The following is a 23,274-nucleotide window of genomic DNA, read 5'->3' as shown; positions in this document are numbered from 1 at the left end:
AAAGCGAGGGAAGGGATATGTCCAAATTTGATTATCCGTTGGCAAGCTGGGCGCGAACGACGAAAACTTCATCGATGCAAGAAATGTTAAGTCTATCAGCGAAACCGAATCTTACTCTGTTTGGACTGGGACTACCGAATCCCAATCTGTTTCCGAATAAACTGCTTGCTGAGATTTCCACTGAAATGTTGCAGGAAAGTCAAAACGTTCTTCAATACGGCCCCTCTTCTGGGGCCTTAAAAACGCATATTTCACAATTAATGTCTCTAAGAGGTGCTGATGTGGCCGAAGAGAATGTTTTCTTGACCTCAGGCGCCCAACAGGGGATTCAATTGTTAGTGCGTTTATTAATCGATTCCGGAGATACAGTACTGATAGAAGAAACGATTTATACAGGTTTTCAACAACTGCTGGAACCGTTTAAACCGAAGATCGTCACGGTACCGACAGATCCTGTTCATGGAATGGACGTTGATGCCGTAGAAGATCTATTGAGAAAAGGGGTGCGTCCTTCCTTTATTTATTGCATCCCCAACGGACATAATCCTCTCGGTTACAACTTAACACTGGAGAAAAGAAAAAAATTAGTCTCGTTGGCAAGTCATTACCATGTGCCAATCATTGAAGATGACCCATACGGGTTTTTACATTACGAACAAGCGAATTTGCCGCCATTGGTTTCATTTGATCAAGATTGGGTTTTATACGTCGGTTCTTTTTCAAAGATATTAGCCCCTGGCGTAAGGATGGGATGGGTCGTAGCACCGCTTTGGCTCGTGGAGAAATTGGCGATCATCAAAGAGGCGAACGACATCAACACGACTTCGTTCTCTCAGCAGCTCGTGACAAGGTTTATTGACAAGGGATATCTGCAATCTCATATTCAGCTTCTGTGCACGGAGTACCGTGAGCGGAGAAATACAATGATCAATGCTTTAGAGGAGCATCTGGGCTCTTTCGGTTCCTGGGAAACTCCGGGGAACGGAATGTTTGTTTGGTTGAAGCTTTCTCCTGAAATCAATACCACTCAACTTTTTAAGGAATCCATAGATTGTGCTCAAGTAGCCTATCTCCCAGGTGAATCTTTTTCGGTCATTGCCAAAGCTGACGACAAGAATTCGATGAGATTGAATTTTTCTTACAATGATCACGATCAAATTCAGAGCGGGATCCGTCGTCTTGCAAACCTGATAAAACAAAAACACGGGGTGACAGTATCATGAGTATGGTTCACACGCAGAGCTGCTTGGGTGTCCATCACCTTTTTGAGCAGCAAGCGAGTAAATCAGGAGATGCCATTGCCGTCGTACACAATGAGTCTCAGTTATCTTATAAAGAGTTGAATGAGCGGGTAAATCAACTTGCCCGCTATTTGGTTGATCAAGGGGCTGCGAATACGATCGTTGGCCTATCAATGGATCGCTCTATCGATATGATCATAAGCTTTTTAGCCATATATAAAGCAGGGTCAGCCTATCTCCCCATTGATCCGGGCTATCCGAAAAGTCGAATCGATTACCTGATTAATGATGCACAGCTGCCATTTGTGATCACGCATAGCAAGTATGCAGATCGCTTTCGGGGACAGAACATGACGGTCATCTGTCTGGATCAAATCGATGAGGTCCTTTCCGGTTATAGCAGGGGAAATCCGGAAAGTGTAGTTGCTGAAAAGCAGATGGCCTATATCATGTACACTTCCGGTACGACCGGTAATCCAAAAGGTGTCATGATTAGTCATGAGAACCTGATCAATCACCACTTGGCTGTGATCGAAGAATATGAGCTGAACACAGAAGATCGCGTCATGCAGCTCTCTTCGATGAGCTTTGATATATCTGTAGAGGAGATATTCCCGACTCTGCTTTCAGGCGCTACCTTGGTACTCTGGCCCGATGTCTTTCTACAGACAGATTATACGTTGACCGAATGGCTGTATGAAAATCGCATTACAGTCGCCAATCTGCCAACATCACTTTGGCATGCATGGGTGGATGTTTTATCCTCAGAAAATGCTTCTATGCTTGCTTGTCTTCGGTTAGTTGTCATTGGCGGAGAAAAGGCATCATTGAAGCATTACAAAAAATGGAGAGAGGTTTCGGGGAATACAAAATGGATCAATACGTATGGGCCTACGGAGACGACGATCATTTCTACTCTCTACCACGAAGAAAATGAGATGAACCAACTGTTCATCGGCCGACCCATTCGCAATGTGCATACGTACGTGTTCGATGAGCATGTAAAACCCGTTTCTGAAGGAGAAACAGGGGAGTTGTATATAGGCGGTGCAGGAGTAGGGTTAGGATACTTTAATCAGCCAGAGCTCACAGCAAGCAAATTTATTCAGCACCCAACTGATAAACAGGAAAGGCTGTATAAAACAGGCGATCTAGTCAAGGTGCACCCGGATGGAAATCTTGAATTCCTGGGCCGCCTGGACCATCAAGTAAAGCTGCGAGGCTTTCGCGTAGAACTGGAAGAAATCGAATCGATCCTGCAAAGCCATCCATCTATTCAAAACGCGGCGTTGTTTACGAAAGAACAACCGAATGGCATGAAAAAACTCGTTGCCGCTGTTGTACCTGTCGATAGGGAAGCGTTCCAGCTGGAAACCGTAAAAACGGATATAAAGCAGAAACTGCCAGACTATATGATCCCTGCTGCTTATCTTATTGTGGAATCCCTGCCCCTTACGACACACGGTAAAATAGACCGTCGCAAATTACTCGATTTAGCTGGACCTTCCACCGAAAAGGCAGACTATCAGCAACCTAGAACGGCAATCGAAAAAGAACTGGTAGAAATATGGAAAGAGGTGCTTAGAGCAGAATCGATTGGAATCTATGATAACTTTTTTGAGCTGGGCGGGGATTCGATCCTCTGCTTCCAAATGATCGCCAAATCGCGCCAGCGAAAAATGATTTTTACGGCAAATCAGCTGTTCCAGAATCCGACGATTGCCACTTTAGCGAAGGTGGTCAAGGAAGACAGGGTTGTGTCTGATCAAGGAGTGGCTACAGGTGAGGTGCGGCTAACTCCCATTCAACGATGGTTTTTCGACCAAAGCTTGCCGAATCCCCATCATTGGAACATGCCCATGCTGGTAGAAGTACACCCTCCGGTCTATCTTGAGTGGGTAAAAGAGGCGCTCCGCCACCTCGTTTTGCATCATGATGCCTTACGGTTGCGTTATGAACAGACGACAAGCGGCTGGAGACAGTGGTACGATCCGGCACAACCGGAATTCCCCTTTCAAGAGGAGAATCTGGCGGAGCTATCGGAAGATGAGCAAGTATCGGCCATGGAAAGCATAGCCAATCAGGTGCAGGCAAGCCTTGACCTGAACAAGGGACCGATTGCGCGCGCGGTGTATTTTCATCGGGGACCGGGAAAAACAGACCGCTTGCTGATCGTCGTGCATCATCTGGTTATCGACGGGGTCTCTTGGCGGATTTTGCTGGAAGACTTCACAACGGCGTACGAGCAGCTGGAGCAGGGACAGCCTGTTCAGCTTTTGCCAAAAACGAGCTCCTTTCAAGAGTGGGCCAACCGGCTTTCTGCCTATGCGCAAACCCAGGAGCTGAAGAAAGAATGGGAGTACTGGAAGCAGGAGTCGCTCGTTCCTGTGCCTGCGCTCCCGGTCGATCATCAGACGGGAGACAATACGGACGGGTCGGCTGCGAAAGTAACCGTCTCTCTCACGAGGGAAGAAACGCGCGCGCTGCTGCAAGATGTCCCCAAGGCTTACCATACACAAATCAATGACATCCTGCTCACCGCTTTGGCCGAAGCGTATGTGCTGTGGTCAGGGAATGAGCGGCTGCGGATCAATCTGGAGGGGCATGGCCGCGAAGAGATTATCGAGGGCGTGGATATTACCCGTACCGTTGGATGGTTTACCACTGTCTTTCCGGTGCTGCTGGAAGGGACCTACCAGCGTCCGATTCAAAACGGGGAGCTGCTCAAAGCAGTGAAAGAGAAGCTCCGTCAAATTCCGAAGCGCGGCATTGGCTATGGGCTGATGAGATATTTACAGGATGATCAGGAAATAGCGGAGATACTGTTATCCGCGGAAAAACCGCAAATTACCTTTAACTATCTGGGGCAATTCGATAATGTATTCCAAAAAGAACAGTTATTAACGATTCTTTCCGATCAGATTGGATCTGAGTTTGATGCGAATGGTACGAGAGACCATCTTCTTTACATGAATGGGCTGATTATAAATGAGCAGTTAGAGATTGTTTTTGAGTATAGTCAAAATGTACATAACACCTCTACTATTCTCCATTTCGCCAATAGCTTTCTTGCTTCGATCCGTGATTGGATTGAGCATTGCATTCATTTGGAACAAAAACGTTACACTCCCTCTGATTTTCCTACAGCGAATCTTACTCAATCTGAGCTGGACCAATTGTTGAATATGATTTCTGCCAAAGAGTTTGACCAGATATATGGTCTCACACCACTGCAGCAGGGTCTATTGTTTGAAAGCCGATTTGAATCGGAACCAGGTATGTATATGGAGCATTTTTGTTGTGATTTGCAGGGGGATTTTAACCCGACCTTGTGGACCAAAGCGTGGACGGCTGTCTTCCAAAAACACCCCGTACTTCGCAGTGCATTCTTCTGGAAAGAGTTTGACAAGCCCATACAGGTAGTGTTTAAAAGCACGCAGCTGCCTGTTCAAGTCTACGATTGGCGGAGTCTTTCCGATGAAGAGTTTCAACATGAAATGGAACTCTTGCTTGAACGAGATTGCAAGGAAGGTTTTTCATTTGAAGAGCCACCCCTGCTTCGAATCGCTTTCTTGCAGCAAAAAGACGATTTTTACAAGATGATCGTATGCTCACACCATATCATTTTGGATGGCTGGTCCCTGCACCTCGTCTTGCAAGATCTCTTTACTTCCTACAAGCATCTGGTAAACAATCAAGAATTCAGTTTGGGACCGGCTAGTAACTCGTTCCAAGATTATATGGTGTGGCTGCAGAAACAAGATTATGACCAAGCCGAGCTCTTCTGGAGACAATATGTAAAAGGATTTGAAGGGGCAAACATTATAAATTCTGAGCTAAAACCGGTGGCAAGTCTTTCAGAAAGATATAGAGACTATAAGGTAAGGCTTTCAAAGGAAGCCACCGACCAGCTCTATCTCTTTGCAAAAGAAAATCAGGTCACTATGAATACGTGTGTTCAAGGAGCCTGGGCACTTTGCTTGAGTCAATTTACAAGCGAACCAGAGGTCATGTTCGGTACGACAGTCTCTGTGCGTCCTACAGAATTGCAGGATTCGGAACAAATGGTGGGGCTTTTGATTAATACACTGCCATTCCGAGTGTCGATCCGCAGGGATCAAACAGTGATGGAATGGCTGTTAGAGATACAAATGGCTTTTCTTGAGGTCCGCGAGTATGACTATGTATCACTCTCTGAAATACCAAAATGGGGTAGAGATTCGGGCAGCATGTCACTGTTTGACAGCATCCTGGTATTCCAGAATATGCCTGTCGACTTAATGGAACATGGCGATCAGGACCTTTTTGCGATTGTTTCTACGAACTCGATCGAGCGTACGAGCTTCCCGTTATCCATGGCTGTAGAGCCAGGGGAGCGGCTGCGCATTCATATGAGCTACGATGGGCGTCACTTCGACGAGGAAACAATTGCTAGGCTGGTTCGCTATTTCCAAAACGCCTTGGAGGAAACACTCACGTCTCCCGAGAGGGCATTGTCTGAAATCAGCATTCTGCCAGAAGACGAAAAACAGCAGATGCTCGCCCGGTGGAACCAGACGGAGAAAGCGTACCCGCTTGCCAAGTGCGTCCATGAGTGGGTAGAAGAGCAGGCGTTGCAAATCCCCCAGGCTGTCGCGGTTGTAGATGGTCATCGTGCTCTCGCCTATGAAGAATTAAACCAGCGCGCCAATCAACTGGCACATCTGCTGCGCACGCGAGGATTGGCAGCAGGACAGGTGGTAGGCGTCTATCTTGAGCGTTCCCTGGAGCTCATTATTTGCCAGCTCGCTGTCTTTAAGGCAGGCGGTGTCTATTTGCCGCTGGACCAAAGCTATTCGTCAGAGCGCATCGAGTGGATTCTGCAGGATGCGGACCTTCCCTTTTTGCTCACGAAGGAAGACATGGCTGCCGCAATTTCAGTAGAGGATACAGTCCATACCATCTGGATCGATCGGGAAGAGGCCCTTTTGGCCCAGCAGCCGAGTACCAATCCGCCAGAAAAAGTAGATGCAGAGCAAGTCGCCTATATCATCTACACCTCCGGGCCGACCGGCAAGCCCAACGGCGTACTAATGCCGCACAAGGGCCTGATCAACCTGGTTAGCTGGTATCACGAGCGTTATCGGGTCACTCCGGAAGACCGTGGGGGGCAAGTGGCGCGGATGGGCTTCGATGCGTCGATGCTGGAGATATGGCCGATCTTGACGGCAGGGGCTGCTCTGTACCTGCTCGAAACCGAGACGCTGCTTGCGCCGGATGCCTTGCAGCAATGGCTGGTGGAGCAAGAGATTACGCTGATTCATCTGCCTCCGGTCATCGCTGAAGAGCAAATCCAGCGAGCATGGCCGGACACTGTGAAACTGCGTGTTCTGCTCACGGTTTCGGATCGTCTGCAGACTTGCCCGGCGAAGCCATTGCCGTTTGCCTGCGTGAATCACTACGGACCAACGGAGTACAGCGTCATTTGCACCTCGGCAGAAGTGCCTGTGCAAGGGGAAGGAGTCCCTGCGATTGGACGTCCGATCAGCAACACCCAGGTTTATGTACTGGATGCGCATCTCCGGCCAGTGCCAGCAGGAGTCGTCGGCGAGATTCACGTAAGCGGAGCGGGAATCGCCAAGGGCTATCTGAATCGACCGGAGCTGACGGCAGAGAAGTTTATCGATCACCCATTTTTGCCGGGACAAAAGCTGTACAAGACGGGAGACCTGGGAAGACTCCAGGCGGATGGAACCCTTGAGTTTGTGGGCCGCGCCGATGATCAGGTGAAGCTGCGCGGGTTCCGGATACAGCTTGGAGAAGTTGAAAGTGTATTGGTGCAGCATCCGACCGTGCAGGCAGCGGCTGCCATGGTCCGGGAGGATGAGCCCGGCCACAAACGCTTGGTTGCTTATGTCATTCCTCTCGACAAAGACAAATTTCAGGCTGATGAGCTGCGTGCCTATTTGCAGCAGCGCGTTCCTGAATACATGATTCCGTCTGCATTCGTCGCCATGGAAGCATTTCCGTTAAACAGCAACGAAAAAATTGATCGGAAAGCGCTGCCGGCACCTGTCGAAGAATCCCGGCAGGAAAAAGCGTATGCAGCTCCGCGCACAGAGCTGGAACGCACGTTGGCTGGCATTTGGCAAGAAGTGCTGCAGATACCATCTGTGGGCGTATACGATAACTTCTTTGAATTGGGCGGAGACTCGATTCTCAGCATTCAAATCGTGTCGCGTGCACACCGACATGATTTGCGCTTGACGCCTAAACAGTTGTTCCAGAATCTGACGATTGCCGCTTTGGCGAAGGTGGTCAAGGAAGACAGGGTTGTGTCTGATCAAGGAGCGGCTACGGGAGAAGTGCGGCTAACTCCTATACAACGATGGTTCTTTGATCAAAGCCTGCCGAATCCCCATCATTGGAACATGCCGATGCTGCTGGATGTACATCAACCGATAAACCTCGATTGGGTAAAGGAGGCGCTCCGCCACCTCGTTTTGCATCATGATGCCTTGCGGTTGCGTTATGAACAGACGATCAACGGGTGGAGACAATGGTATGACACTGCACCTCCAGACGTTCCCTTGCAAGAGGAGAATCTGGCGGGACTATCGGAAGATGAGCAGGTATCAACAATGGAAGGCATAGCCAATCAGGTGCAGGCAAGCCTCGATCTGCACAAAGGCCCCCTTGTACGCGCGGTGTATTTTCATCGGGGACCGGGAAAAACAGACCGCTTGTTGATCGTCGTGCATCATCTGGTCGTGGACGGAGTTTCGTGGCGGATTTTGCTGGAAGACTTCACGACGGCGTACAAGCAGCTGGAGCAAGGACAGCCTGTTCAGCTGTTGCCGAAAACGAGCTCCTTTCAAGAGTGGGCCAACCGACTTGCTTCTTATGCGCAAACCCAGGAGCTGAAGAAAGAGTGGACGTACTGGAAGCAGGAAGCGCTCGTTTCTGTGCTTGCGCTCCCGGTCGACCATCAGACGGGAGACAATACGGACGGGTCGGCTGCGAAAGTAACCGTCTCTCTCACGAGGGAAGAAACGCGCGCGCTGCTGCAAGATGTTCCCAAGGCTTACCATACACAAATCAATGACATCCTGCTCACGGCTTTGGCCGAAGCGTATGTGGTGTGGTCAGGGAATAAGCTGCTGCGGATCAATCTGGAGGGGCATGGCCGCGAAGAGATCATCGAGGGCGTGGATATTACCCGTACCGTCGGATGGTTTACTACTGTCTTTCCGGTGCTGTTGGAGGGGACCTACCAACGTCCGATTCAAAACGGGGAGCTGCTCAAAGCAGTGAAAGAGAAGCTCCGTCAAATTCCGAAACGCGGCATTGGCTATGGCCTGATGAGGTATTTGCACGATGACAAGGAAATAGCGAAGATGTTGTCCTCGGCGGCACAACCGCAAATTTCTTTTAACTACCTGGGACAATTCCATCAAGACAATCGGCAGGATCAGACGTTCACCATGTCTGTGGAGTCCGCTGGAGAATTCCTGCATAGCGAAGGTAAACGAAGCTACTTATTGGACATCTATGGACAGGTTGTCGATGACAGACTGGAGATTCACTTTGAATATAGTCAGCATTGCCATGCGGAGGGAACGGTGAAGCGATTGGCCGATGAGTTTGCCAAGGCGCTTCGTGAATGGATCCAGCATTGCACGTCTCCAGGCGTCCAGGGATTTACTCCCTCCGATTTCCCGGCAGCGAATATCAATCAATCCGATTTGAACAAGCTGCTGAGTCTCCTGCAGAAAAAGTAAATGACGAAGGCGAGGTCTGATGGTTGAGCCAAGCGATTAATATTTTTGAGTTGTCGCCCCTCCAACAAGGGATGTTCTTTGAAACGCAGTTTGATGCTGAAGCAGGTATTTATATTGAACAGTTTTGCTATGAGATTACAGGTAACTTGGACATTACGAACTGGAAGCGCGCATGGGAATATGTCGTAAAAAAGTACGATGTGCTGAGGACAGCGTTTTATTGGGAAGGCTTGGAGAAAATGTTCCAAGTGGTATACGACCACGTAAGTATCCCTTGGGATGAATATGATTGGCGCCATGTAAGTGAAAGCAAATATCGTGAGAAGTTTGCTTTTCTCCTGAAAGAAGATCATGAAAAAGGTTTTCTGTTTACGGAAGCGCCGCTAATGCGCATCACGATGATTCGAAAACGGGACGACCTGTATCAAATGATTTGGAGCTCCCATCATGCGACCATGGACGGATGGTCTGTAGGTCTTGTGTTTCAGGATCTTATCGCGTTTTACCGCAGCCTTTGCAAAGGCGAAGCAGTGGAGATCGACCCTCCTCGATCCTATCAGGACTACATTCTCTGGCTGCAGCAGCAGGATCAGGAGGCTGCGGAGGTATTCTGGAAGCGGTATTTGCAAGGATTTGAAGTGCCTACCCCGCTTGGATTGGATCGAAAGGATCAAACGGCAAGTGCTGGTTACGGCGAGCAGTATATTCAGCTTTCCACGGAGAGTACAGAGAGATTGAAACATGTGGCGAAAGAAAAACAGCTCACGGTGAGTACATGGATGCAAGGCATTTGGGCTTTGCTTTTGAGTCGTCTGAGCGGAGAAGCGGATGTTTTGTTTGGGACAACAGTGTCTGGCAGACCGGCAGACCTAGAAGGCGTGGAGTCGATGGTAGGCCTGTTCATCAACACCCTGCCGCTGCGAATCCGGGTCGTGCCGTCATCCAGCGTGATCGAGTTTATGAAAGGCATACAGGAACAGCATCTGGAGCTCCGTCAATACGAGTATAGCTCCTTGTCCAGCGTACAAAAATGGAGCGAGATCCCCCAGCATTTGAAAATGTTTGAAAGCATTCTGGTTTTCGAGAACTACCCGCTGGATGAAGATATTTGGAATATTACAGATAGCTTGCGTATTGAGCCAATGGATGCCATCGAGCGAACGGATTTCCCGCTCACCATAGCTGTTGAGCCAGGGAAGCAGCTGCTCATTTATTTTAGCTATGATGGGCGTCGCTTTGACGAAGTAACGATTGCTCGACTGGCTCGCTATTTCCAAAACGCGTTGGAGGAAACACTCACATCGCCCGAGAGGACATTGTCTGAAATCAATCTTCTGTCAGAAGACGAGCAGCAGCAGATGCTTGCCCGGTGGAACCAGACGGAGAAAGCGTACCCGCTCGCCAAGTGCGTGCATGAGTGGGTGGAAGAGCAGGCGCTGCAAATCCCCCAGGCTGTCGCGGTTGTAGATGGCCGCCGTGCTTTCACTTACGGGGAGCTGAATCGGCGCGCCAATCAACTGGCACATTTGTTGCGAGAGAGAGGTCTGGTATCCGGGCAGATGGTAGGTGTGTACTTGGAGCGTTCTTTGGAGCTCATTATTTGCCAGCTCGCTGTCTTTAAGGCAGGCGGTGCCTATCTGCCGCTGGACCCCAGTTATCCGTCAGAGCGCATCAAGTGGATTTTGCAGGACACAGCCCTTTCCTTCCTGATCACGAAGGAGGACATGGCTCCAGCATTCTCAGTTGAGGAATCGGTCTGCTCTATCTGGATGGATCGAGAAGAAGACCTTCTGGCCCAGCAGCCGAGTACCAACCTTTCGGTAAAAGTAGACGCGGAGCAAGTGGCTTACATCATCTACACCTCCGGATCGACAGGCAAGCCCAAAGGCGTGCTGGTGCCGCACAAGGGCCTGGTCAACCTGATCAGCTGGTATCACGAGCGTTATCAAGTGACCCCGAAAGATCGCGGGGGACAAGTGGCGCGAATGGGCTTTGATGCGTCAATGCTGGAGATATGGCCGATCTTGACGGCAGGGGCTGCTTTATGCCTTTTGGAGACCGAGACGCTGCTGTCGCCGGATGCGCTGCAGCAATGGATAGTGGAACAAGAGATTAGGCTAATTCATTTGCCGCCTGTCATTGCCGAAGAGCAAATCAAGCGAGCATGGCCGGACGATGTGAAGCTGCGTGTGCTGCTCACAGGCTCGGATCGGCTGCAGACTTGCCCGGCGAAGCCCTTGCCATTTGCTTACGTGAATCACTATGGACCGACGGAATACAGTGTCATTTGCACCTCCGTAGAAGTGCCTGTGCAAGGGGAGGGGGCCCCTGCGATTGGACGCCCGCTCAGCAACACCCAGGTGTATGTGCTGGATGCCCATCTCCGGCCGGTGCCAGCGGGAGTAATCGGAGAAATCCACGTAAGCGGAGTGGGGATCGCCAAGGGCTATCTGAATCGTCCGGAGCTGACCGCTGAGAAATTTATCGATCATCCGTTTTTACCGGGACAAAAGCTGTATAAAACGGGAGACCTGGGAAGATTCCAAGCGGATGGAACCCTCGAGTATGTGGGCCGCGCCGATGATCAGGTAAAGCTGCGCGGGTTCCGTATTGAACTTGGGGAGATTGAAAGTGTATTGGCACAGCATCCGACCGTGCAGGCAGCGGTTGCCATGGTTCGGGAGGATGAGGCCGGCCACAAACGCTTGGTCGCTTATGTCATTCCTCGCAAAAGCGAAGCGTTTGACGCTGCCGAAATCCGTGCTTATTTGCAGAAGCGCGTTCCCGACTATATGATTCCGTCTGCATTCGTAGTGATGGAGGCATTTCCATTAAACAGCAATGAAAAAATTGATCGGAAAGCACTGCCGGCGCCGAGTGGCGAGTTCCAACGAGAAAAAGCGTATGTGGCCCCGCGAACAGAATTAGAACGCACGTTGGCCGAGATTTGGCAAGAAGTGTTGAAAATACCATTCGTAGGGATACACGATAACTTCTTTGAATTGGGCGGAGACTCGATTCTCAGCATACAAATCGTGTCGCGTGTACACCAACATGATTTGCGCTTGACGCCCAAACAGCTGTTCCAGAATCCGACGATCGCCGCTTTGTCGAAAGTTGTCAAGGAAGACGGGATTGTGGCTGATCAAGGAGCGGCTACAGGAGAGGTGCGGTTAACTCCTATTCAACGATGGTTTTTCGACCAAAACCTGCCCAATCCCCATCACTGGAACATGCCCATGCTGCTGGAAGTACACTCTCCGGTCAATCTTGATTGGGTAAAAGAGTCTCTTCGCCAACTCGTTTTGCATCATGATGCCTTGCGGTTGCGTTATGAACAGACGACCAACGGGTGGAGACAGTGGTATGACACGATAGATTCGGAGGGTCCCTTTCAAGAGGAAAATCTGGCGGGACTATCGGAAGATGAGCAAGAATCGGCCATGGAAAGCATAGCCAATCAGGTGCAGGCAAGCCTTGACCTGCACAAAGGCCCCCTTGTGCGAGCGGCGTATTTTCATCGGGGACCGGGAAAAACAGACCGCTTGCTGATCGTCGTGCATCATCTGGTCGTGGACGGGGTTTCATGGCGGATTTTGCTGGAAGACTTCACGACGGCGTACGAGCAGCTGGAGCATGGACAGCCTGTTCAGCTCATGCCCAAAACGAGCTCTTTCCAAGAGTGGGCCAACAAGCTTTCGGCTTATGGGCAAACCCAGGAGCTTCGGAAAGAGTGGGAGTACTGGAAGCAGGAAGCGCTCGTTCCTGCGCCTGCGCTCCCCGTTGACCATCAGACGGGAGACAATACGGATGGGTCTGCTGCGAAAGTAACCGTGTCTCTCACGCGGGAAGAAACGCGCGCGTTGCTGCAAGATGTCCCCAAAGCTTACCATACACAGATCAATGACGTTCTGCTCACCGCTTTAGCCGAAGCGTATGTGTTGTGGACAGGGAATAAGCTGGTGCGGATCAATCTGGAGGGGCATGGACGCGAAGAGATCATCGAGGGCGTGGATATTACACGCACAGTCGGGTGGTTTACCACTGTCTTTCCGGTACTGCTGGAGGGGATCTACCAGCGTCCGATTCAAAACGGGGAGCTGCTCAAAGCAGTGAAAGAGAAGCTCCGTAAAATCCCGAAACGCGGCATTGGCTATGGGTTGATGAGATATTTACACGATGACAAGGAAACAGCGGAGATGTTGTCTTCTGCGGCACAACCGCAAATTTCTTTTAACTACCTGGGACAATTCCAACAAGACAGCCAGCAGGACCAGACGTTCACCATGTCTGTGGAGTCTGCTGGAGAGTCTTTGCATGGTGAAGGAAAACGAGATCACTTACTGGACATTTATGGACAGGTTGTCGATGACAGCTTGGAGGTCCATTTTGAGTATAGTCAACATTGCCATGCAGAAGGAACGATTCAGCGACTTGCCGATGATTTTGTTCAGTCGCTTCGTGAATGGATCCAGTATTGTACGTCTCCGGGCGTACAGGGATTTACTCCCTCCGATTTTCCGGCAGCGAATCTGAATCAATTTGAACTGCAAAACATTCAAAGGTTCGCGGAATCCACGGGGAAAAAAATTGAGAATATCAGTGGGGTAACCTTCCTGCAAGAGGGATTGTTGTTTGAGAGCAGCTTTACTCCAGACTCTCGTTTGTATTTCGTGCAAGGAATTTACACCCTTACCGGAAAGCTGCATGTGTCTGCATGGAGACAAGCATGGGACTATGTTGTACTGCGCCATACGATTTTACGTAGTTCTTTCTATGATGATCAGTTGCGTAAAACTGTCCAATTGGTGTGGAAGAACGTAGAGCTTCCTTGGAACGCATTGGACTGGACAGCACTCTCTGAACAAGAGTATCAGAAGGAATTGGCGTTATTTCTGGAGCAGGACCGTGAAAAAGGTTTTTCATTTGCGGAAGCGCCGTTGATGCGCGTCACGATGATTCGAAAACGGGACGATCTGTATCAAATGATTTGGAGCTCCCATCATGCGATCTTAGATGGATGGTCTTTGGGACTTGTGTTTCAGGATCTCATCGCGTTTTACCACAGCCTTTGCAAAGGCGAAGCAGTGGAGATCGACTCTCCCCGTTCCTATCAAGACTATATTCTCTGGCTGCAGCAGCAGGACCAGGAGGCTGCGGAGGTATTCTGGAAGCAGTATTTGCAAGGGTTTGAAGTGCCTACTCCGCTTGGGTTGGATCGAAAGGATCATACCGCAAGTGCGGGTTACGGCGAAAAGCGTATTCAGCTTTCCATGGAAAGTACAGAGAGACTGAAACAATTGGCGAAAGAAAAACAGCTCACGGTGAGTACGTGGATGCAAGGCGTTTGGGCTTTGCTTTTGAGTCGTCTGAGCGGAGAAGCAGATGTTTTGTTTGGGACAACGGTGTCTGGCAGACCGGTAGACCTGGAGGGTGTGGAATCCATGGTAGGCTTGTTCATCAACACCCTGCCATTACGAATCCGGGTCATACCGTCAGCGAGTGTGACCGATTTTATGAAAGACATACAGGAACAGCATCTGGAGCTCCGGCAATACGAGTATTGCTCCTTGTCCAACGTACAAAAATGGAGCGAAGTACCCCATCATTTGAAAATGTTTGAAAGCATTCTGGTTTTCGAGAACTACCCGCAGGACGAAAAGATTTGGAATATTACTGATGATCTGCGTGTCGAACCGATAGATGCCATCGAGCGAACGAACTTCCCGCTAACCATTGCCGTTGAGCCAGGAGGGCAGCTGCGTATTCATTTTAGCTATGATGGGCGTCGATTTGAAGAAGAAACCGTTGCCCGGCTGGCCCGCTATTTCCAAAACGTACTAGAGGAAACACTCACATCGCCAGAGAGGACACTGTCTGAAATCAATCTTCTGTCAGAAGACGAGCAGCAGCAGATGGTTGCCCGGTGGAACCAGACGGAGAAAGCGTACCCGCTCGCCAAGTGCGTGCATGAGTGGGTGGAAGAGCAAGCGCTGCAAATCCCCCAGGCTGTCGCGGTTGTGGATGGCCACCGTACTCTCACCTACGAAGAAGTAAACCAGCGTGCCAATCAACTAGCACATTTGCTGCGTGAGCGAGGGTTAGGATCCGGGCAGATGGTAGGCGTGTATCTGGAGCGTTCCCTGGAGCTGATTATTTGCCAGCTCGCTGTCTTCAAGGCAGGCGGTGTCTATTTGCCGCTGGACCCCAGCTATCCGTCGGAGCGCATTAAGTGGATTTTGCAGGACACAGCCCTTTCCTTCTTAATCACGAAAGAAGACATGGCTACCGCATTTTCTGTCGAGGATTCGGTCTACTCTATCTGGATTGATCGAGAAGAGGCCCTTCTGGCCCAGCAGCCGCGTACCAACCTTCCGGTAAAAGTGGACGTAGAGCAAGTGGCTTACGTCATCTACACCTCCGGATCGACGGGCAAGCCCAAAGGCGTGCTAGTGCCACACAAGGGCCTGGTCAACCTGGTTAGCTGGTATCACGAGCGTTATCGGGTGACTCCGGAAGACCGCGGGGGACAAGTGGCGCGGATGGGCTTTGATGCGTCGATGCTGGAGATATGGCCGATCTTGGCGGCAGGAGCTGCTCTGTACCTGCTCGAAACCGAGACGCTGCTCGCGCCGGATGCGCTGCAGCAATGGATAGTGGAACAAGAGATTACGCTGATTCATTTGCCTCCGGTCATCGCCGAGGAACAAATCAAGCGCACTTGGCCGGACGATGTGAAGCTTCGGGTCCTGCTCACAGGCTCGGATCGCCTGCAGACTTGCCCGGCGAAGCCCTTGCCGTTTGCGTACGTGAATCACTATGGGCCGACGGAATACAGTGTCATTTGCACCTCCGTAGAAGTGCCGGTGCAAGGGGAGGGGGCCCCTGCGATTGGACGTCCGCTCAGCAATACCCAGGTGTATGTGCTGGATGCGCATCTCCGACCAGTACCAGTAGGAGTTATCGGAGAAATCCACGTCAGCGGAGTGGGGATCGCCAAAGGCTATCTGAATCGTCCGGAGCTGACGGCAGAGAAATTTATCGATCATCCGTTTTTGCCGGGACAAAAGCTGTATAAAACGGGAGACCTGGGAAGATTCCGAGCGGATGGAACCCTCGAGTATGTGGGCCGCGCCGATGATCAGGTGAAGCTGCGCGGGTTCCGCATCGAGCTTGGGGAAATTGAAAGCGTATTGGCGCAGCATCCGATCGTACAGGCAGCCGTTGCTATGGTCCGGGAGGATGAGCCCGGCCACAAACGCTTGGTCGCCTATGTCATTCCTACCGGGAACGAAACGATTCAGGTGGGCGAAATACGCACCTATATGCAGCAGCGCGTTCCTGATTACATGATTCCGTCTGCATTCGTCGTGATGGAAGCCTTTCCGTTAAACAGCAATGAGAAAATTGATCGAAAAGCGCTGCCGGCGCCTCGTAGCGACTTCCAGCGGGAAAAAGCGTATGTAGCTCCGCGCACAGAAATAGAACGCACATTGGCCAAGGTTTGGCAGGAAGTGCTGCAGCTGCCGTCTGTAGGCGTATACGATAACTTCTTTGAATTGGGCGGGCACTCTTTGTTGGCTACACAAGTGGTTTCCAGACTTCGCTCGCATTATACGATAACGCTTCAACAGTTGTTTGCAAGTCCCACGATTACAGAACTGGCAGAGATGATTCAGGAGGTTGCATCTTCCAAACATACAGCAGATGAGAAGACGGGTCTGTTTGACGAGCTTTCAGATGATGCAATCGACTCTCTTCTCCAGGAACTTTTGGATGCGCAAGGAGGGGAACATGGATAAATTGAAGGGTCTCTCTATGGCTGAGAAAAGAAAAATGCTGGAAGAATTAATGAAAAAAGATTCTTCCCAGCCTAAACAACGTTCGAGTTCATATGCACAGCAGCGTCTATGGTTTATCCAGCAGTTAGATGTAAACAGCAGCACCTACCATATGCCTTTCATTTGGCAGCTGGAAGGCAATCTGAACGTTTCGGCTTTGGAAAGAAGCATCCATACGATTATCCAGCGTCATGAGGCTTTGCGCACCAAATTTGCCGCAGTGGACGGGAAACCCGTGCAGGTCATCGTCCCCATGTCTTCCTATGCTTTGTCTGTATGGAGTGTAGAAGCTTTTGCACCACATGAAAAAGAAGAGAAGGCACGCCAATGGATTCAAGAAGAGATCATGGCTCCCTTCGATTTAACGGAGGCTCCTTTGTTCCGTGCGCTACTCATTCGGTTGGATGAGCAGAGGCATTGGCTCGCCTTTAATCTGCATCATATTATTTTCGACGGCTGGTCAATGGGCATTTTTAGCCGCGAGTTAACGAGCTTGTATAAAGCATACAGCAGTGATGCCATTCCAGCGCTTTCGCCCCCGCCTATTCAATATGCCGACTTTGCTGTGTGGCAAAGAGAGTGGCTGCGGGGAGAGCAGTTAGAGAAGCAATTGGCTTACTGGAAGAATCAATTGAAGGATGTGCCGGTGCTTGCCTTGCCTACAGATCGAGCACGGCCAGCCGTCCAAACATACCGGGGCAGGCAAGAAGGCTTTTGCTTGAGCGAAAAGCTTTCCAAAGAACTCAAGGCATTCAGCCACCAGGCAGGGACAACCCTGTTTATGACGATGCTGGCTGCCTATCAATTGCTTTTATCTCGCTATGCCCAGCAAGATGACATTGCTGTAGGGACACCTATTGCCAATCGAAATCGTGAAGAAATTGAAAATGTCATTGGCTTTTTTGTCAATACATTAGTGCTGCGAACGAAAATTACTCCCACCAGCAGTTTCTACGAGCTGCTCGAACAAGTAAAACAGATGACGGTAGAAGCCTACGAACATCAGGACATTCCTTTTGAGAAGCTGGTAGCGGAGGTAAAACCGACCCGTGACACGAGCTATTCGCCATTGTTTCAAGTGTTTTTTGCGCTGCAAAATGCGCCGGAAGGCTCCATTGAGCTGGAAGAGCTTACGGTCAGCAGCATAGACGTCGAAGCGGATGTCGCGATATTCGATCTTTCCTTATCTGTTTGGGAAGAAAATGAACGGATAGCAGGGTACTGGGAGTACAATACGGATCTCTTTGAAAAGGCCACCATCCAGCGAATGATCGGCTCCTTCACAGCGCTCTTGGAAAAGATACTGGCTCATCCGGAAGCTCCGTTATCATCCATGAGCTTACTGTCGGAAGACGAGCAGCAGCAGATGGTTGCCCGGTGGAATCAGACGGAGAAAGCGTACCCGCTCGCCAAGTGCGTCCATGAGTGGGTGGAGGAGCAGGCGCTGCAAATTCCCCAGGCTATCGCGATTGTAGATGGCCACCGTGCTCTCACTTACGGGGAGCTGAATCGGCGCGCCAATCAACTGGCACATTTGCTGCGCGCGCGAGGATTGGCAGCGGGACAGATGGTAGGCGTCTATCTGGAGCGTTCCCTGGAGCTCATTATTTGCCAGCTCGCTGTCTTCAAAGCTGGCGGTGTCTATCTTCCGCTGGACCCCAGTTATCCGTCAGAGCGGATCAAGTGGATTTTGCAGGACACAGATCTCCCTTTCTTGCTCACGAAGGAAGAGATGGCAGCCACATTTTCGATAGAGGATTCGGTCCGCTCGGTTCGCTTCATCTGGATCGATCGTGAAGAAGCTCTCCTGGTCCAGCAGCCGCCTACCAACCTTTCAGTAAAAGTAGATGCGGAGCAAGTGGCTTACGTCATCTACACCTCCGGATCGACAGGCAAGCCAAAAGGCGTGATGGTGCCGCACAAGGGCCTGGTCAACCTGGTGAGCTGGTATCACGAGCGTTATCGGGTGACCCCGGAAGACCGCGGGGGACAAGTGGCGCGAATGGGCTTCGATGCGTCGATGCTGGAGATATGGCCGATCTTGACGGCAGGGGCTGCTCTGTACCTGCTCGAAACCGAGACGCTGCTCGCGCCGGATGCCCTGCAGCAGTGGATAGTGGAACAAGAGATTACGCTGATTCATCTGCCTCCGGTCATCGCCGAAGAGCAAATCCAGCGAGACTGGCCGGACGATGTGAAGCTGCGTGTCCTTCTTACGGGCTCGGATCGCCTGCAGACTTGCCCGGCGAAGCCCTTGCCGTTTGCGTACGTGAATCACTATGGACCGACAGAGTACAGTGTCATTTGCACCTCAGCAGAAGTACCGGTGCAAGGGGAGGGGGCCCCTGCGATTGGACGCCCGCTCAGCAATACCCAGGTGTATGTGCTGGATGCGCATCTCCAGCCGGTGCCGGTAGGAGTCGTGGGAGAGATTCACGTCAGCGGAGTGGGGATCGCCAAGGGCTATCTGAATCGTCCGGAGCTGACCGCAGAGAAGTTTATCAATCACCCGTTTTTGCCGGGTCAAAAGCTGTACAAGACGGGAGACCTGGGAAGATTCCGCGTGGATGGCATCCTCGAGTATGTGGGCCGCGCCGATGATCAGGTGAAGCTGCGCGGGTTCCGCATTGAGCTTGGGGAAATTGAAAGCGTATTGGCGCAGCATCCGACCGTACAGGCAGCGGTTGCCATGGTCCGGGAGGATGATCCCGGTCATAAACGTCTAGTTGCTTATGTCATTCCGGCCGAGAACGAAACGATTCAGGTGGGTGAAATACGCACCTATATGCAGCAGCGCGTGCCCGATTACATGATTCCGTCTGCATTCGTCGTGATGCAAGCCTTTCCGTTAAACAGCAATGAGAAAATTGATCGAAAAGCGCTGCCAGCGCCCAGTGGCGAATTCCAGCGGGAAAAAGCGTATGCAGCTCCGCGTACAGAGCTGGAACGAACATTGGCCGAGATATGGCAAGAAGTGCTGCAGCTGCCGACTGTAGGGGTATACGATAACTTCTTTGAATTGGGCGGGCATTCTTTGTTGGCTACGCAAGTCGTGTCCAGGATTCGAAATATTTTAAAAGTGGATATTCCGCTAAGTGCTGTATTCAAGTTTCCTGTACTTAAAAGCTTGTCAGAATACCTGCAAGCGGAAACCGGGCAGTCAGATAAATACGCAGAAGTTCTTCCTTTAACATCCAGAGAACAAGATATTTTTCTTTCATATGCACAGCAGCGTCTATGGTTTATCCAGCAAATAGACCTAAACAGCAGTACCTACCATATGCCTTTTATTTGGCAGCTGGACGGCAGTTTGAATGTAACAGCTTTAGAAAAAAGTATAAGCGTGATAATCCAGCGTCATGAAGCTTTGCGAACCAAATTTGCCGAAGTAGACGGGGAGCCCGTGCAGGTCATCGTCCCCATGTCTTCCTATGCTTTGTCTGTACGGAGTGTAGAAGCCCTTTCATTAGATGAAAAAGAAGAGAAGGCACGCCAATGGATTCAAGAAGAGATCATGGCTCCTTTCGATTTAACGGAGGCTCCTTTGTTCCGCGCGCTACTCATTCGGTTGGATGAGCAGAGGCATTGGCTCGCCTTTAATCTGCATCATATTATTTTCGACGGCTGGTCAATGGGCATTTTTAGCCGCGAGTTAACGAGCTTGTACAAAGCATACAGCAGTGATGCCATTCCAACGCTTTCGCCCCCGCCTATTCAATATGCCGACTTTGCTGTGTGGCAAAGAGAGTGGCTGCGGGGAGAGCAGTTAGAGAAGCAATTGGCTTACTGGAAGAATCAATTGAAGGATGTGCCGGTGCTTGTCTTGCCTACAGATCGAGCACGGCCAGCCGTCCAAACATACCGGGGCAGGCAAGAAGGCTTTTGCTTGAGCGAAAAGCTTTCCAAAGAACTCAAGGCATTCAGCCACCAGGCAGGGACAACCCTGTTTATGACGATGCTGGCTGCCTATCAATTGCTTTTATCTCGCTATGCCCAGCAAGATGACATTGCTGTAGGGACACCTATTGCCAATCGAAATCGTGAAGAAATTGAAAATGTCATTGGCTTTTTTGTCAATACATTAGTGCTGCGAACGAAAATTACTCCCACCAGCAGTTTCTACGAGCTGCTCCAACAAGTAAAACAAATGACGGTAGAGGCCTACGAACATCAGGATATTCCTTTTGAGAAGCTGGTAGCGGAGGTAAAACCGACCCGTGACACGAGCTATTCGCCATTGTTTCAAGTGTTTTTTGCGCTGCAAAATGCGCCGGAAGGCTCTATAGAACTGGAAGAGCTAACGATCAGCAGCATAGACGTCGAAGTGGAGGCCGCCAAATTCGATCTTACCTTGTCTGTTTGGGAAGAAAATGAACGGATAGCAGGATACTGGGAGTACAATACGGATCTCTTTGAAAAGGCCACCATCCAGCGAATGATCAGATCTTTTACGGCGCTCCTGGAAAAGATACTGGCCCATCCGGAAGCTCCGTTATCATCCATGAGCTTGCTGTCGGAAGACGAGCAGCAGATGCTTGTCCGGTGGAATCAGACGGAGAGAGCGTACCCGCTCGCCAAGTGCGTCCATGAATGGGTAGAGGAGCAGGCGCTTCACATTCCACAGGCTGTCGCCGTCGTAGATGGCAGCCGTGCTCTCACTTATGGGGAGCTGAATCGGCGTGCCAATCAACTGGCGCATCTGCTGTACGAGAGAGGCTTGGGATCCGGTCAGATGGTAGGCGTCTATCTGGAACGTTCCCTGGAGCTCATTATTTGCCAGCTCGCTGTCTTCAAGGCAGGCGGTGTCTATCTGCCGCTGGACCCCAGTTATCCGTCGGAGCGCATCAAATGGATTTTGCAGGATGCAGCTCTTTCCTTCTTGCTCACGAAGGAAGACATGGCTGCCGCATTTTCTGACGAGGATTCGGCACGCTCGGTCCGCTTCATCTGGATCGATCGGGAAGACAAGCTTCTTGCCCAGCAGCCGAGTACCAACCTTCCGGTAAAAGTAGATGCGGAGCAAGTTACCTACGTCATCTACACCTCCGGATCGACGGGCAAGCCCAAAGGCGTGCTGGTGCCGCACAAGGGACTGGTCAATCTGGTTAGCTGGTATCACGAGCGTTATCAGGTGACGCCGGAAGACCGCGGGGGACAAGTGGCGCGAATGGGCTTTGATGCGTCGATGCTGGAAATATGGCCGATCTTGGCGGGAGGCGCAGCTTTATACCTTTTGGAGACCGAAACGCTGTTGTCGCCGGATGCCCTGCAGCAATGGATAGTAGAGCAAGAAATTACGCTGATTCATCTGCCGCCTGTCATTGCCGAAGAGCAAATCCAGCGAGCATGGCCGGACGATGTGAAGCTGCGTGTCCTTCTCACAGGCTCGGATCGGCTGCAGATTTGCCCGGCAAAGCCATTGCCGTTTGCGTACGTGAATCATTATGGACCGACGGAATGCAGCGTCATTTGCACCTCGGCAGAAGTGCCTGTGCAAGGGGAGGGGGCCCCTGCGATTGGACGCCCGCTCAGCAATACCCAGGTATATGTGCTGGACGCTCATCTCCAGCCGGTGCCGGTAGGAGTCGTTGGAGAGATTCACGTAAGCGGAGTGGGGATCGCCAAGGGCTATCTGAATCTACCGAAGCTGACCGCCGAGAAGTTTATCGATCACCCGTTTTTGCCGGGACAAAAACTGTACAAAACGGGAGACCTGGTAAGATTCCGCGCGGATGGAATCCTCGAGTATGCGGGCCGCGCCGATGATCAGGTGAAGCTGCGCGGGTTCCGCATTGAGCTTGGGGAAATTGAAAGCGTATTGGCGCAGCATCCGACTGTGCTAGCGGCGGTTGCCGTGGTCCGGGAAGATGAGCCCGGCCACAAACGCTTGGTCGCCTATGTCATTCCTGTCTGGAACGAAGCGATTCAGGTGGGCGAGATCCGTACCTATATGCAGCAGCGCGTTCCCGACTATATGATTCCGTCTGCATTCGTCGTGATGCAAGCCTTTCCGTTAACCAGCAATGAAAAAATTGATCGGAAAGCGCTGCCAGCGCCTAGTGGCGATTTCCAGCGGGAAAAAGCGTATGTAGCTCCGCGTACAGAGCTGGAACGTACACTCGCCGAGATTTGGCAAGAAGTGCTGCAGCTACCGACTGTAGGGGTATACGATAACTTCTTTGAATTGGGCGGACACTCTTTGTTGGCTACGCAAGTGGTGTCTCGCATACGCAAGAAAGCAAGCGTCGATGTCGCAATAAATACCATGTTTAGCAGTCCAACCATTGCCGCTTTAGCGGAAGAATTGGGAACATTGACAACGAAAGCGGACAGGAAACCAGCAATACAAAGGATATCAAGACAGGGCAACACAGTGACGCTTGACGAAATCACAGAAAAGAGAAGCTAGATTTACATTCAGCCAATGCGGGC

General features: G+C 50.9%; 4 protein-coding genes. All 4 read left to right on the top strand.

Translation table 11 applies throughout. The features are described 5' to 3' along the window. Positions 1-17: 17 nt before the first annotated feature. From Q3F21_RS11135 to Q3F21_RS11120, 4 genes are read left to right on the top strand one after another with little or no spacing between them, the layout of a single operon-like run. On the top strand, positions 18-1,223 hold the full coding sequence (locus Q3F21_RS11135) for a PLP-dependent aminotransferase family protein (RefSeq protein WP_340252458.1): 1,206 nt from the start codon (positions 18-20) through the stop codon (positions 1,221-1,223). Further along, positions 1,220-9,001 (top strand): amino acid adenylation domain-containing protein, encoded by a 7,782-nt coding sequence (locus Q3F21_RS11130; protein WP_340252456.1) that lies wholly within the window; start codon positions 1,220-1,222, stop codon positions 8,999-9,001. Before Q3F21_RS11135 ends, Q3F21_RS11130 begins: the two co-directional genes overlap by 4 nt. Positions 9,002-9,024: 23 nt before the next feature. Then, positions 9,025-16,803: an amino acid adenylation domain-containing protein gene (locus tag Q3F21_RS11125; protein WP_340252454.1), complete on the top strand. Its 7,779-nt coding sequence runs from the start codon at positions 9,025-9,027 to the stop codon at positions 16,801-16,803. Then, positions 16,796-23,251, top strand: a complete 6,456-nt coding sequence (locus Q3F21_RS11120; RefSeq protein WP_340252452.1) for an amino acid adenylation domain-containing protein — start codon at positions 16,796-16,798, stop codon at positions 23,249-23,251. Before Q3F21_RS11125 ends, Q3F21_RS11120 begins: the two co-directional genes overlap by 8 nt. The last annotated feature ends 23 nt before the right edge of the window (positions 23,252-23,274 follow it).

The sequence above is a fragment of the Brevibacillus borstelensis genome (assembly GCF_037834415.1).
Classification (GTDB): Bacteria; Bacillota; Bacilli; order Brevibacillales; family Brevibacillaceae; genus Brevibacillus; species Brevibacillus borstelensis_A.
The sequence above is the reverse complement of the archived record's forward strand: the minus strand, read 5'-3'. Positions and strand labels throughout refer to the sequence as shown.